Here is a 12,596-nt window from a genome sequence, read left to right as displayed (position 1 = left end):
GCGCGGCGCGCAGGTGCGCGGCGAGTCGGTTGCGGCGAAGGTCGGCGGCGACCTGAAGCTCGAGAGCCTGCAGGACCAAGACCGCTACCACAGCCGCGACCAGTCGCTGTCCGGCAGCATCACGGTCGGGGCAGGCGTGTCCGGCAGCATCAACGCGAGCCACCAGCAGATCAGGAGCGACTACGCGAGCGTGCAGCAGCAGTCGGGCATCCAGGCCGGCGACGGCGGCTTCGACGTGGCGGTGGCCGGCAACACCGATCTGGTGGGCGCGGTGATTGCCTCGACCGATGCGGCGGCCGAGGCGGGCGCCAATCGCCTGAAAACGGGGACGTTGACGCAGCGCGACCTCGAGAACCGGGCCGAGTATGACGCATTGGGCGTGAGCATCGGCGGCGGCTTCAGTTCGGGCAGTGGCGACGCCAAAGTCGGCACGGACCAGGCCGGGCGCGCCACGACCGGCGCGGGCGTAGTGCCGGGGCACGAGGCGCCGGCATCAGGCGGCACGTCAGGTGGCGCCTCAGGCAGCGCGTCAGGTGGCGCATCGGCTGGCGTATCGGTGACCCCGCCGATGATCGTGGCGGCGGCGGGCAGCGCCACCAGCACGACCAAAAGCGGCATCAGCGCCGGGGTGATCGAGATCACCGATGAGGCCCAACAAAAGGGCATCACCGGCAAGACCGCGCAGCAGACCATCGCCGAAACGAACCGCGAGGTGTCCTCGGAGCGCGACGGCAGCAATGCGCTCGCCAAGATCTTTGACGAGCAGGAGATCCGCGCCGGCTTCGAGATCGTCGAGGCGCTGCAGCGCGAGGTGGGCGTGTTCGTGAACCACCGGGCGCAGGAGGCCGATGCGCTCGAGAAGGCGCGCGACGCGGAAGCCGATCCGGCAAGGCGCGCCGAGCTCGATGCACAGTTGGTCGAGGCGCAGAAGTGGGGGCCGGGTGGTGACTATCGGCGGATCGCGAGCGCGATCACCGCAGGCATCGGCGGCAACGTGACGGGCTCGGCGGCCGAAATGGCGAAGGCCGCCACCGTCAACTACCTGCAAGGCCTCGGTGCGCAGCAGGTCAAGGCGTTGGGCGAAAATCTCGACCCGGCCTCGAAGGCGGCACTGCATGCGATCGTGGGCTGCGCGGGTGGTGTGGCATCGAGCGGCAACTGCAGCGCCGGCGCGATGGGCGGGGCAGCGGGATCGTTGCTGGGAAGCCTGCTCAAGGCGGGCGACGACGGCCGCGAGCTGACCCAGACGGAACGCGAAGCGCGCGTGAACCTGATCACGTCGATCGTGGCGGGTGTCGCGGGTGTTGCGGCGGGCACGGGCGGTGACGTGCACATAACGTCGACGGGCGCGAAGACGGAGGCGGAAAACAATACAACGGCGATCGTACCGCAGGTCCCTCCGTCGACCGTGACGCAGCCCCGAGGAGGTTTGGGCGGGAAGCGACGCCAATATGATGAAGACGAACTTGATCCGAACGGCGGCGGCAATTCAACGGGCGGCGATAAGAGTGTTGGGCGGGTGCTGAAGGAAGCACTCTGCAAGGTATCTCCGTTAGCCTGCGGGGGCAACCAGATCGCCGGCGAGGTGGCGGAACGGCTGGCTTCGGATACGTCCGATGAGCAGAACGTAACCGGCACGCCGAATAACGGGCCGCGCGGCGGAATCGTCACGGGCACGCCGGACACCGCGGAGAAAGGCCCAACGATAACCGGCACGCCCAATCGAGGCGAGCGCGGCGCTACAATTACTGGAACCCCGGATCAAGGCGTCAAGGGCCCCGGCATTACGGCTACGCCGAATGACGGGCCCAGGGTGTTTGATCCGATGTTCAGTAAAGATAAAACCATCGGTGGGAAGAGTATCCAAGATCTATCGAATGCGGCGAAGCAACCGGATTCCTCGGATAAGTCTGGGGAACTGAGCGCGGCTGGCCGAGCGTTGCAAAAGCATGGCGGCCGAGAAGGTAGTGTATTCCCACCCGCAAAGGGCAATCCTGTTGCGATCAATGAACAAGGTCAGAAAATTGTCGACGGCATCCTTACGAACCCAAGCAGCAAAGTCGTGCAACGAGATACGGGCCGCTTCGGCCAAGTGATCGATGTTGTTGCCCCGGACGGGAAGGGTGTGCGCTACGATGCAAACGGTAACTTCATCACGTTCCTCGAACCGTAAGCATATGAGTCCGCTCGAAGCATTAATTACCAGCCCGCCAGATCGTGAAAGCGTCGTCTATGAGATCTGGCATCAGAATCAGCAGGTCGCCGAAATCTCGAAGGAGCCAGGGCGCAAATATGAAGTTGAAATATATCCGTGCCCGGATGGTGGCGCGTGGCATCTTGACTTGAACGAGTTCAAAGCCCTGTTGGAAGATGGAGTGAGGCGTTTGGCAAGCAATCCATGATGAAAGCTTCAGTCGTTTGAACTGCACTCCAAACGTTGGGCATGAATCCAACCCTTGGGGAGGCAGTTCAGTTTGTCGGGGCTCTTCTGAACCGATGCCTATACGACAGTACTTACCAAGCGTCCTTCCTGTGCCTCGACCTTGATACGATCGTCCGGCTTGAAGCTGGTGCGTTTGAGCCGTCGGCCGCCGACGCGAATCAATCGGCAAGATCTTTAACGAGCAGGAGATCCGCGCCGGCTTCGAGATCGTGGAGGCGCTGCAGCGCGAGGTGGGCGTCTTTGTGACCAACCGGGCGAAGGGGGCGGACGCGCTGAAGATGATGACCCCGGCTCAGGCGTTTGCTTTAGCCGCATAACCTGTGCAGGTTTCGGTGGGTCATTACAGCGCAGAAGTGGGGCCCGGACGGTGACTACTGTCGGATCGCTGACGCGACCGCCGCGCGCATCAGCGGCTACGTGACGGCCGCCAATGCAAAGCCGGCGAGGAGCACTCGACGCATCAACCGCGAGTCACTTCCACGATCCTCAAAATTGGGGAATGTCCGAAACACCGTTTCAGCCCTTCCCAAACACCAAGCGAATACGTACCATGAGTCTCGTCATGACGTGTCCGTCGGCCGGCATGTCATGACATGCGAAGCCGGGGCGTTTGAGTCCTCCTTTCGTTCCGGCTTCGCACCTTCCGATGCATTAGTCTGTAATTTCGGATCCCGAACACGACCTATGCAATGCGCGCCCCCGCAAGAAACGTCGCGCGCGGCACCGGCGGGAGGTTCGGCTTGAGCGTGACGCGTACCATATCCGCACGCAGGCCCGGCATGATGCCGCCGCGGTCGTCGAGTCCGACAGACTTCGCCGGCGCCCACGACACGGTATTGACGGCGCGCGACAGATCCCAGCCGATGTCGGTATGCAACTGGAACGCCGCCTGCAGCAGACTGGCCGGAACGTAATCCGACGACAGGATGTCGAGCAGGTTCTCCCTGGCCAACTCCCCCGCGGCAATGTTGCCCGAGTGCGAACCACCGCGCACGATGTTCGGCGCGCCCATGATCACTGCGATGGCCTTGTCGCGTGCGGCGCGCGCCGCCATCATCGTCGTAGGGAATTCTGCCATCGCGACGCCGTCGCGCACCGCTTCTTCCACATGTTCGAGCGACGTGTCATCGTGGCTCGCCAACGGCAGTCCGCGTGCGTGGCTCATCGCCACGATTTCGCGACGATGAGCGTGCGCATATTTCTCCTGTTGCTCGATCATCGCCGCATAGGTGGCGTGCCACTTCTCCTCCGTCCACGCACCGTGACGCTCCTGATACTTGCGAAACTGCGCTGGATCCTGCCACTGACGTTGGCCCGGCGTATGGTCCATCACCGACACAAGACGCAGCAGCGGGTGATCGCTCATCTGCTCGAACGCGTCGACGGCGTCATGTGTGGCGACCTCGCAGCGCAGGTGCAGGAAGTGATCGGCGCGAAGCAGGCCCGCGTCGGCGCTTGCCTGCAACGTGTCGGCGCATTCCGTCTGCAACGCACGGCTGCGCAAGCCCGCGGATTCGCGCTCGCCGATCGACAGGGCGTCGAACACGGTCGTGATGCCAGCGGCCGCCACCTGTGCATCGTGAATGACAAATGCGGCCTGCGTGTTCCACAACACGCCGGGGCGAGGCGCGAGATGTTTTTCGAGATTGTCGGTGTGCAGTTCGACAAGCCCCGGCAGCAGATAATCGCCTTCCCAATCCTGCGCCTCGGGCGCGCTCGTCGTGCCGCGCTGGACGGCGTGGATGTGCCCGTCGCGCACTTGCACCACACCAGTGAAAGTCGCCTCGGGGGTGACGATGCGGGCGTTCTTGATGAGCATGGATGTCTTCATCGCAGCGGTCTCTTTCAATGGTTACGTCAGTCGTTTCGTAAGTGTCGTGTTCGCTTTTCGTCGCCGCGCCCTTCAGTGCGCTTCATGCGAGCCGAGCGAAACCGGCTGCAACGCCACAGTGCGTGTGGCGACGGCATCACGTGTGGCTTCGTCGTGAAAAATCCCGACGATCGCACTGCCTGCCTCGCGCGCCTGAGCGATCAGCGCACAGACGACGGCGCGGTTTTCGCCGTCGAGCGATGCCGTGGGCTCGTCGAGCAACAGCACGGGCGGGGCGGCGATGAGGCCGCGCGCGATATTGATGCGCTGCTGTTCGCCGCCCGAGAACGTGGCGGGCGGCAGCGTCCACAGGCGGGCCGGAATGTTCAGCCGTGCGAGCAACGCGCCTGCGCGTTCTCGGGCTTGGCCCTCCGGCACGCCGGTACGCATCAGCGGTTCAGCCACGATCGTCAGGGTCGGCACGCGGGGGATCACGCGCAAGAACTGGCTGACGTAGCCGAGCGTGGTGCGACGCACGGCGAGCACGTCGCGCGCCGGCGCGTTCGTCAGGTCCATCCAGCGGGGACCGCTGCCGGTGTCATCGTCATGACGGATTTCAATGCGGCCCGCATTGGCGAGGTAATTGCCATACAGGCAGCGCAACAGCGTGCTCTTGCCCGCGCCGGACGGACCCACGAGCGCAATGCATTCGCTGCTGCGGATCGACAGGTCGACGCCGTCGAGCGCCGGGATCTGCACGCCGCCTTGCGGGTGCAGCAGGAAAGTCTTGCGCACGCCGAATGCACGCAGCATCTCGGGCGCGCGGACAGCGATGTCGGGTTGGGCGGGGTTCATGCGGGCAGCACCGAGGACACGAGCAATTGCGTATAGGGATGTTGGGGATCGTCCAGCACCTGATCGGTCAGCCCGGACTCGACCACGCGGCCGGCCTGCATGACGATCAGGCGGTGCGCGATCAGGCGCGCCACACCGATATCGTGCGTGACGATGATGGCGGACAGATGAAGGCGCTCGACAAGGGAGCGCAACAGGTCGAGCAGACGCGCCTGCACCGACACGTCGAGACCGGCGGTCGGTTCGTCCATGAAGACAAGGCGCGGCGCCGTGACAAGATTGCGCGCGATCTGCAGTCGCTGTTGCATGCCGCCCGAGAAGGCCGACGGCATGTCATCCACGCGGTGCGGATCGAGTTCGACTTGCGCCATCCAATGCCGGGCCGTGGCGCGAATGTCGCCATAGTGCCGCGCACCCACGGCCATCAGGCGATCGCCAATGTTGCCGCCCGCCGAAACGTTCATGCGCAGTCCGTCGCGCGGATTCTGCTCGACAAAGCCCCATTCCGTGCGCAGCAGGCGGCGTTTGCGGGCATCGTCGAGCGAGCGAAGCTCAAGCGGCTCGCCGTCGCCGGTGCGATAGCGGATGGCCCCGTCATCGGCGTCCAGACGCAGGGCAAGCGTGCCGAGCAGCGTCGACTTGCCCGAACCGGACTCACCGACGACGCAGATGACTTCGCCGGGCCACAGGTCAAAGCTCACGTCGTGACAGCCCAGACGGTCGCCGTATCGTTTCGTCAACCCGGACACGCTCAGCATGGGTTGGGCGTGCGCGTTCATGCCGCCTCCTTCGCCCGGTTGTTATCCGGGGCTGCGCTGCCTTCGGCGTCCTGCCGCCGGTCACCGCAATAGTCGCTGTCGGAGCACACGTACATGCGAGCGCCGGCATCGTCGACGATGACCTCGTCGAGAAAGCTGTCCGCTGCGCCGCACAGGGCGCATTGATGTTCCCAGCGTTGAATCTCGAAGGGGTGGTCGTCGAAATCGAGACTTTCGACGCGCGTGTAAGGCGGGATCGCGTACAGGCGACGCTCGCGCCCCGCGCCGAAGAGTTGCAAGGCCGGATTCATGTGCAGCTTGGGGTTGTCGAACTTCGGGATAGGCGACGGGGACGTCAGATACCGCTCATTGACGATGACGGGATAGTCGTACGTCGTGGCGATCGTGCCGTGCCGCACGATGTCCTCGTACAGCCGCACGCGCATCAGGCCGTACTCCGCGAGGGCGTGCAGCTTGCGCGTCTCTGCCACCCGCGGCTCCAGGCGAAACAGCGGCTCTGGCATCGGCACCTGATAGACCATGATCTGGCCCTCGGCCAGCGGCGTCTCGGGAATACGGTGACGTGTCTGGATTACCGTCGCATCGGTGGTGCGGGTGGTCGTCGCAACCCCGGTCGTGCGCGCGAAGAATCGGCGGATGTTGACGGCATTGGTCGTGTCGTCCGCGCCTTGATCGATGACCTTGAGCACATCCTCGCGGCCGATCACGGCGGCACTGACCTGAATGCCGCCGGTGCCCCAGCCATAGGGCAGCGGCATCTCGCGGCTGCCGAACGGCACCTGGTAGCCCGGGATTGCCACGGCCTTGAGCAGGCTGCGGCGGATCATGCGTTTGGTCTGTTCATCAAGAAACGCAAAGTTGTAACCGTCGGTGGTCGTGTTGTCGACAGGCAGGCGTGGGGCGCTCATGCGGCCTCCTTGCTGGATTGCGGGGTGCCGGCCGGCGCCTCGGCACGCGGTTGCGCGCCGGCGTTCGCCGCACGCGCGGCATGCTCGGCACGCAGACGACGCACCAGTTCGAGTTCCGCCTGGAAATCGACGTAGTGGGGCAGCTTCAGATGCTGGACGAAGCCCGACGCCTCGACGTTGTCGCTGTGATAGAGCACGAATTCCTGCTGTTGCGCGGGCGAGGTGATCTCGTCGCCGAGTTCGTCGGTACGCAACGCGCGATCGACCAGCGCCATGGCCATCGCCTTGCGTTCCGCGTGCCCGAACGACAGTCCGTAGCCCTGTGTGAACTGCGGCGGAGTGTCCCGGTTGCCGCCGAACTGCGTGATCATCTGGCATTCCGTGACGGTCAACTCACCGACGTCGATCGTAAAGCCCAGTTCTTCCGGCACAATTTGCACGGCAACTTGTCCCATGCGAATCTCGCCGGCGAACGGATGATCGTTGCCGTAGCCGCGTTGGGTCGAGTAGCCGAGGGCAAGCAGGAAACCCTCGTCGCCGCGCGCGAGGTTCTGCAGACGGGCGGTGCGGTTTGCCGGCGTGAACAGCGGCGTGCGCACGACGTCGTGCGGCTCCGGATCCGTGGTGCCGGCTTGCGCGCCTTCGAGCAGGCCGTCGCGGCCGAGCAGGTCGGTCACGCGTGGCACGGGCGGGGGCGCGAACGGAGAGGCCGCTATGTGGAGCGCGCTATCGATGGTGTCGCTGGTATCGGCCGTCGGCGCTGCGCCCTCGGTGCAAGCCGTGCCGCAGGCTTCCGCCAGCAGCGTGAAGTCGAGCAGGCGCTGCGTGTAGTCGTAGGTCGGCCCGAGCACCTGGCCGCCGGGGACGTCCTTGAATGTCGCGGAGATGCGCCGGTCGAGCCGCATGGCCGCTGTGTCGAGCGGCAGCGTGACCGCCATGCGCGGCAGCGTCGTCCGATACGCGCGCAGCAGGAAAATCGCCTCGACGAGATCGCCGCTTGCCTGCTTGATGGCGAGCGCGGCCAGTTCCTCGTCGTACAGCGCCCCTTCGCTCATCACGCGCGCGACAGCCAGACGCATCTGCTCACGAATCTGCGCCACGGAGAGCTCGGGCACTTCGGGGTTGCCTCGGCGGGCGGCGGCGAGCAAGGCCCAGGATTGTTCGATGGCGGCTTCGCCACCCTTGACTGCAACGTACATCAGCAAACCTCCACGCGCGTGGTGCGGGGAACGCCCAGCACAGTCGCGCCGGCCGCAAGCCATAGGTCAAGCCCGCAAGGGAATTGGGGGGCCAACGCCGCGTGCTCCGCCCAGAACCTCGACGGCAGGCCATGCACGGTGACGTCTGCGTGCTCTGCGACGCCCGGGCCGCGCAAGCGCAATCTCACGCCGTCCGCGCTGTGCCAGCCGGCCGCGAGCGCGGTAACGTCAATGAGCAGCGTGGTCGAGTGTTCAGGGGCTTCGAGCGATCCAAGCGAAAATGCGTCAAGCGCAGGCCAATGTGCGGTCTCGGTCAGCAGTGCGAAATGGGCTTGCGATTGCGCGTCACGGCCGGAAAGGACCGGTGCGCCCGTATGAAACCGCAAAGCGGCGGACAGGGCCGGCATCGGACGCTGCAGCCAGACCGGCGTTTCGGCGTCCGCCAATGCCAGCAATGCAGCGCGAGCGGCGATGCCGGCTTCGTTGCTGGCGGGCAGCACAACGCCGACATCGCGTAACTGCCCGGGACGCGCGAGGGCGTCGAGCAACGCGCGAAAGACGCGTTGTGCATCGTGCACGGGATCGGCAAAGCCTGGCTGCAATTGCGACCAGTCAGGCGCAAGCGCTTCCGTCTGCGCGCACGCAGGGGCAGAGGCCAACGGGGCGGATGTCGTCGGCATTCAGGCCTCCCGGGCCATCGTGAGAAATTCGACACGGCTGGCGTCGGTGCGCGCGGCTTGCGAGGCTTGCTCAGCCGCTAGCCTCGCGGCAATCGCGCGCAGTGGCCCGTCACGCAACTGCGCGCTGTGGCGTTCGTCTTGCAGCAGTGCGTCAAGGCGGGCGACACATGCCGCCCGCGAGGCGTCGCGGCCGAGCACGTAGCCCGTGCCGAGCGTGCCGTCATCCTGGCGCAGCGTGCATCGGGTGATGGTCGTCTCGCCAAGATTGAAGCGGTCGCCGGTGCCGCCCACACGCCCCTGTACCAGCGCCAGGCCAGTTTGCGGCGCGCGCAGCCACGTGAATGGCGGGGCGTCCGGGCACTGGGCGAGGGCGGCATCGAGTTCGGCGCGGGTCGCGCGCGCCAGCAACGCCAGCCAGCGTTGCCGCCGCGCCGTCGTGCCGTCGAAATTTGTGTTGTTCATGATTGTCTAGTCGTATAGACGTGTGTATGATCAATCGGGGTGAGCGGGGGAAGCGAGCGCCCTCATTACACATTTGCCTGGTGTCAATTTCATGACAACACAACTCGAACGCGGCGCTGGCGTCGCCGTCTGGCGGCAGATCGCGCAGATCCTGGCCACCGAAATCGGTGAACGCCGTTACGGCGAAGGCCAGCCGGATGACCGGCTACCCAGCGAGACCGATCTGGCCGGTCGCTTCGGCGTGAATCGTCATACCGTGCGCCGCGCGATCCTTGGACTTGCGGAGCAGGGTCTCGTCAACGTCGAACATGGGCGCGGCACTTTCGTGCAGGCCGGCGCGATCGATTACGTGATCGGCCGCCGCACCCGCTTCTCGGAGAACCTGGAGCAGCACAACCTCAAGGCGACGCAACAGATTCTGTCGGTCCGCAAAGGGGCAGCCGAGCCGATTGTGGCGCGTGCACTTGGGCTGCGTGCTGGCGCGCAGGTGTTTCGCGTGGAGATTCTGCGTCGCAGCGTGAGCGACGACGGCGGCATCGGCGTGCCGCTGGCATACAGTCACAACTATTTCCCCGCGCGGCGTTTTGCCGAGCTCGAAGCGGCGTTTCGCCGAAGCGAGACCATCAGCGCGATGCTGGCCGCGCATGGCGTAACGGATTACACGCGCAAGGAGAGTCGGATCGGCGCACGCTTGCCCGATGCCGAGATGGCGCGTTATCTGGCCATCAACCGCCAGCAGCCGGTGCTGACGGTCGAGAGTGTCGATGTGGACGACGTGGGTGCACCGGTAAAGTACGGCGTCGCGTACTTTGCCGCGGACCGCATGCAGCTCGTCGTGCAGGGAGAGCCGTCATGACGGTGCGCGATGACATCGCGGTAACGCCCCTCGACGAGGCTGCCGTCGATCTGCGTGAAGCACGCTTCGCGATCTATTACGCGCCGCCGTCGGACTCGGCATGGTGGTATGAAGGCAGCCGTTGGCTCGGCCGCGACGCGCAGTCGGGCGCACCGTGCGATGCCCCGGCCGTGCCGGGATTGTCGCAATCGTTGCACGGGCTCACTATCGACGCGCGGCGCTATGGCTGGCATGCCACGCTCAAGCCGCCCATGCGGTTGCGCGATGGCGCTGGCGTGTCCGATCTGCGTGCGGCGGCCATGGCCGTGGCGGCGCGTCATCGCGGTTTCGACGTGAGTGTCCACGCCGCACTGCTGGGCGCGAAGGAAGACGGTACTCGCGGGTTCATGGCCTTGCGGCCGGCACACGGGCAAGCAGCCCGCGAAGCCATCGATGCACTGGCGCACGACTGTGTGACGTCGCTCGACGCGCTGCGCATGCCTGCCACCCCGGACGAACTCGCGCAACGACGCGCAACGGGCTTGACGCCCCGGCAGGACGCACTGCTGCAGCGATGGGGCTACCCGTTCGTCGGCGAAGAATTCCGTTTTCACATGACGCTGTCGGACCGTGTCGGCGACTCGGACGCGACGGCGATTCGCGCATGGTGGGCGCCGCGCGTGGCGGCGTTGGGCCCGCTGCCGGTCAACGACATTGCTATCTTCGTACAGGCCCGGGCGGGTGAGCCGTTTCATTTGGCGCAGCGCATTGCCCTCCGGGCGAGCATGGGAGACGAGGCATGAACGGTGGCCGTCTGTTCTATGTGATGGGCCCGTCGGGCGCAGGCAAAGATGCATTGCTCGGCTACGCGCGCGAGCGTTTGGGAGATAGTCCGGCGTCCGTGCTGTTCGCGCATCGCTACATCACGCGCCCGGAAAGCGCCGGCGGCGAGAATCACATTGCGCTAAGCCTCTCCGAGTTTGCAGTACGCAAGGCGCACGGACTGTTCGCTTTGGATTGGGACAGCCACGGCTGCCGATACGGCGTGGGCATCGAGATCGACACATGGCTTGACGCCGGCTGCGACGTGGTCATGAATGGCTCGCGTGCCCATTTGTCACGCGCGGTGAAGCGCTACGACGGCCGGCTTCATCTGGTGGTGATTCACGTCGATACGGCGGTGCGTGCGGCGAGACTGGCGAGCCGGGGGCGGGAAGCGGGCGAGGCTTTGGCGCAACGCGTCGCGCACGCCGTCGAATGGACGCCGCCCGCAGGCGTCCCGCTCACGCGCATTGCCAACAACGGCACGTTGGCGGCGGCGGGCGAGACGCTCGTCGATCTGCTCGTTGAACGATCGACGTAGACGCGGGGCGGCGGTGATGTTTGCCGACCAAATTGACGACTATTGCGCGGCAGCCGTCGTGCTGCCGCCGCCCAGCGCATCGAGCTTCGTGTCGATTTCCTTCAGTCGTGCGGCGCGCGCGGTATCCGACATGTGTGTGTCGTTCGCCACTTTCTGGCGCTCCTTGAAGAGCTCCAACTGACGGATCGGAATCAACTGGCTGTCGTCCGACGCCTTGAAGCCGCTATACGTCAAGTGCTTGAGAATGACCTTTTCGCGGTCTGTCTTGCCATACGACAGCATGAAGTCCTTGATCTTCGCCTTGACTTCCGGCGGCAAATCGCGGCGCCACACCAGCGGATCACCGGCGATCAGCGGCGATTTCCACAGCACGCGGATATTGTCGTTGAGCTTGCCGGGGAAGCGCAGCTCGAAACGATCCCACGATTCCGTGTTGTTCGTCGCCACATCGACCTGACCATTGAGCACCGCCATCAGGTTCGTTTCGTGATTCGACGGCCGCACCGACTTGAACAGCTTTTGCGGATCGATGTTGTTCTTGGCGAACACGTAATAGCCCGGGACCAGATACCCCGACGTCGAATTCGGATCGCCATAACCGAAGTTCAGGTTCTTGCCGTTCTTGAAGACGTCGTCGAGTGTCTTGAGCGGGCTGTCCTTGCGTGTGATCAGCAGCGAGTAGTAGCCGGCGGTGCCGTCTTCCTTCAGGACCTGCGCAAATACTTCGCCGTTCGCGCGATCGACGGCTTCCATCGCCGACTTGTTCCCATACCAGGCCATCTGGATCTTGTTGAAGCGCATCGCTTCGATGATGCCCGCATAGTCCGTCGCGAAAAAGCCCTTCACCGTGTAGCCGGTGCGTTTGGCGAGGTCGTCGAACAGCGGCGTCCACGCGTCGCGCAGACCGGCGCTCGATTCGGTCGAGATCACGCCGAAGTTGATGACGCGCGTTTCGGCGTGGGTGCCCGCTGCGCAAACCAGCGTAGCGGCAGCGATGGCGGAGCTCAGGAATTGGCGGCGTTGCATGGCGGGAAGTCTCCAAAACGGGGCGGAATAGGCCGCAGCGATTGTTGCCGCCTCGCATGAAGGCGTCGTGACCTTCCGGTGACGCCCCCGTGACACGTGCGCCGGTCCTGTCATCGCGCCGTCACCCTGCTGTGGCAATGTGTGTTTTAATTTTGCAAAATATTGCAATAAGCCACCACATCGATTACTGTGTGATGCATCGGCCGCCGCCGCGCGGTCTCTCTCATCGGAGTTGC

13 protein-coding genes are annotated in these 12,596 nt (G+C 64.9%); 5 read left to right on the top strand and 8 right to left on the bottom strand.

Translation table 11 applies throughout. The annotated features are described in order from the left end of the window. Together PTE30175_RS15670 and PTE30175_RS15665 are read left to right on the top strand one after the other, a co-directional pair. Positions 1-2,173 (top strand): DUF637 domain-containing protein (locus PTE30175_RS15670; RefSeq protein WP_191629087.1); only part of this gene is annotated, 2,173 nt, incomplete at its 5' end. Positions 2,174-2,177: 4 nt separating this feature from the next. Continuing rightward, the gene (locus PTE30175_RS15665; RefSeq protein WP_150697988.1) at positions 2,178-2,402 is read left to right on the top strand and encodes a hypothetical protein; all 225 of its coding nucleotides are present in this window, start codon (positions 2,178-2,180) and stop codon (positions 2,400-2,402) included. A gap of 723 nt (positions 2,403-3,125) precedes the next feature. Here the strand turns inward: PTE30175_RS15665 and PTE30175_RS15660 are convergent. The 7 genes from PTE30175_RS15660 to phnG form a co-directional block, all read right to left on the bottom strand. Next, on the bottom strand, positions 3,126-4,262 hold the full coding sequence (locus tag PTE30175_RS15660) for an alpha-D-ribose 1-methylphosphonate 5-triphosphate diphosphatase (RefSeq protein ID WP_150698002.1): 1,137 nt from the start codon (positions 4,260-4,262) through the stop codon (positions 3,126-3,128). A gap of 84 nt (positions 4,263-4,346) precedes the next feature. Beyond that, positions 4,347-5,108 carry a phosphonate C-P lyase system protein PhnL gene (gene phnL, locus PTE30175_RS15655; RefSeq protein WP_150697987.1) on the bottom strand — a complete coding sequence of 254 codons (762 nt, stop codon included), beginning with the start codon at positions 5,106-5,108 and terminating at the stop codon, positions 4,347-4,349. Then, on the bottom strand, positions 5,105-5,887 hold the full coding sequence (phnK, locus tag PTE30175_RS15650) for a phosphonate C-P lyase system protein PhnK (protein ID WP_150697986.1): 783 nt from the start codon (positions 5,885-5,887) through the stop codon (positions 5,105-5,107). Before phnK ends, phnL begins: the two co-directional genes overlap by 4 nt. Beyond that, positions 5,884-6,795 carry an alpha-D-ribose 1-methylphosphonate 5-phosphate C-P-lyase PhnJ gene (locus PTE30175_RS15645; protein ID WP_150697985.1) on the bottom strand — a complete coding sequence of 304 codons (912 nt, stop codon included), beginning with the start codon at positions 6,793-6,795 and terminating at the stop codon, positions 5,884-5,886. Before PTE30175_RS15645 ends, phnK begins: the two co-directional genes overlap by 4 nt. After that, the gene (locus PTE30175_RS15640; RefSeq protein WP_150697984.1) at positions 6,792-7,994 is read right to left on the bottom strand and encodes a carbon-phosphorus lyase complex subunit; all 1,203 of its coding nucleotides are present in this window, start codon (positions 7,992-7,994) and stop codon (positions 6,792-6,794) included. The genes PTE30175_RS15645 and PTE30175_RS15640 overlap by 4 nt, the downstream gene beginning before the upstream one ends. Beyond that, the gene (gene phnH / locus PTE30175_RS15635) at positions 7,994-8,674 is read right to left on the bottom strand and encodes a phosphonate C-P lyase system protein PhnH (protein ID WP_150697983.1); all 681 of its coding nucleotides are present in this window, start codon (positions 8,672-8,674) and stop codon (positions 7,994-7,996) included. The genes PTE30175_RS15640 and phnH overlap by 1 nt, the downstream gene beginning before the upstream one ends. After that, complete coding sequence (phnG, locus tag PTE30175_RS15630) at positions 8,675-9,136, bottom strand: phosphonate C-P lyase system protein PhnG (RefSeq protein ID WP_150697982.1); 462 nt, start codon at positions 9,134-9,136, stop codon at positions 8,675-8,677. It abuts the gene before it with no gap. A gap of 91 nt (positions 9,137-9,227) precedes the next feature. Here phnG and phnF point away from each other — a divergent pair, with 91 nt between their 5' ends. The 3 genes from phnF to phnN are packed head-to-tail and all read left to right on the top strand — an operon-like array spanning position 9,228 to position 11,334. Beyond that, complete coding sequence (gene phnF / locus PTE30175_RS15625; RefSeq protein ID WP_150697981.1) at positions 9,228-9,992, top strand: phosphonate metabolism transcriptional regulator PhnF; 765 nt, start codon at positions 9,228-9,230, stop codon at positions 9,990-9,992. Next, complete coding sequence (locus PTE30175_RS15620; protein WP_150697980.1) at positions 9,989-10,774, top strand: DUF1045 domain-containing protein; 786 nt, start codon at positions 9,989-9,991, stop codon at positions 10,772-10,774. Before phnF ends, PTE30175_RS15620 begins: the two co-directional genes overlap by 4 nt. Beyond that, positions 10,771-11,334, top strand: a complete 564-nt coding sequence (phnN, locus tag PTE30175_RS15615; RefSeq protein WP_150697979.1) for a phosphonate metabolism protein/1,5-bisphosphokinase (PRPP-forming) PhnN — start codon at positions 10,771-10,773, stop codon at positions 11,332-11,334. Before PTE30175_RS15620 ends, phnN begins: the two co-directional genes overlap by 4 nt. A 39-nt stretch (positions 11,335-11,373) precedes the next feature. Here phnN and phnD read toward each other — a convergent pair whose 3' ends face one another. Continuing rightward, positions 11,374-12,360 carry a phosphonate ABC transporter substrate-binding protein gene (gene phnD / locus PTE30175_RS15610; protein WP_150697978.1) on the bottom strand — a complete coding sequence of 329 codons (987 nt, stop codon included), beginning with the start codon at positions 12,358-12,360 and terminating at the stop codon, positions 11,374-11,376. Positions 12,361-12,596 lie beyond the last annotated feature (236 nt).

It is taken from the genome of Pandoraea terrae (genome assembly GCF_902459695.1).
GTDB classification, from domain to species: Bacteria; Pseudomonadota; Gammaproteobacteria; order Burkholderiales; family Burkholderiaceae; genus Pandoraea; species Pandoraea terrae.
This window is presented reverse-complemented; position numbering and strand designations above follow the sequence as displayed.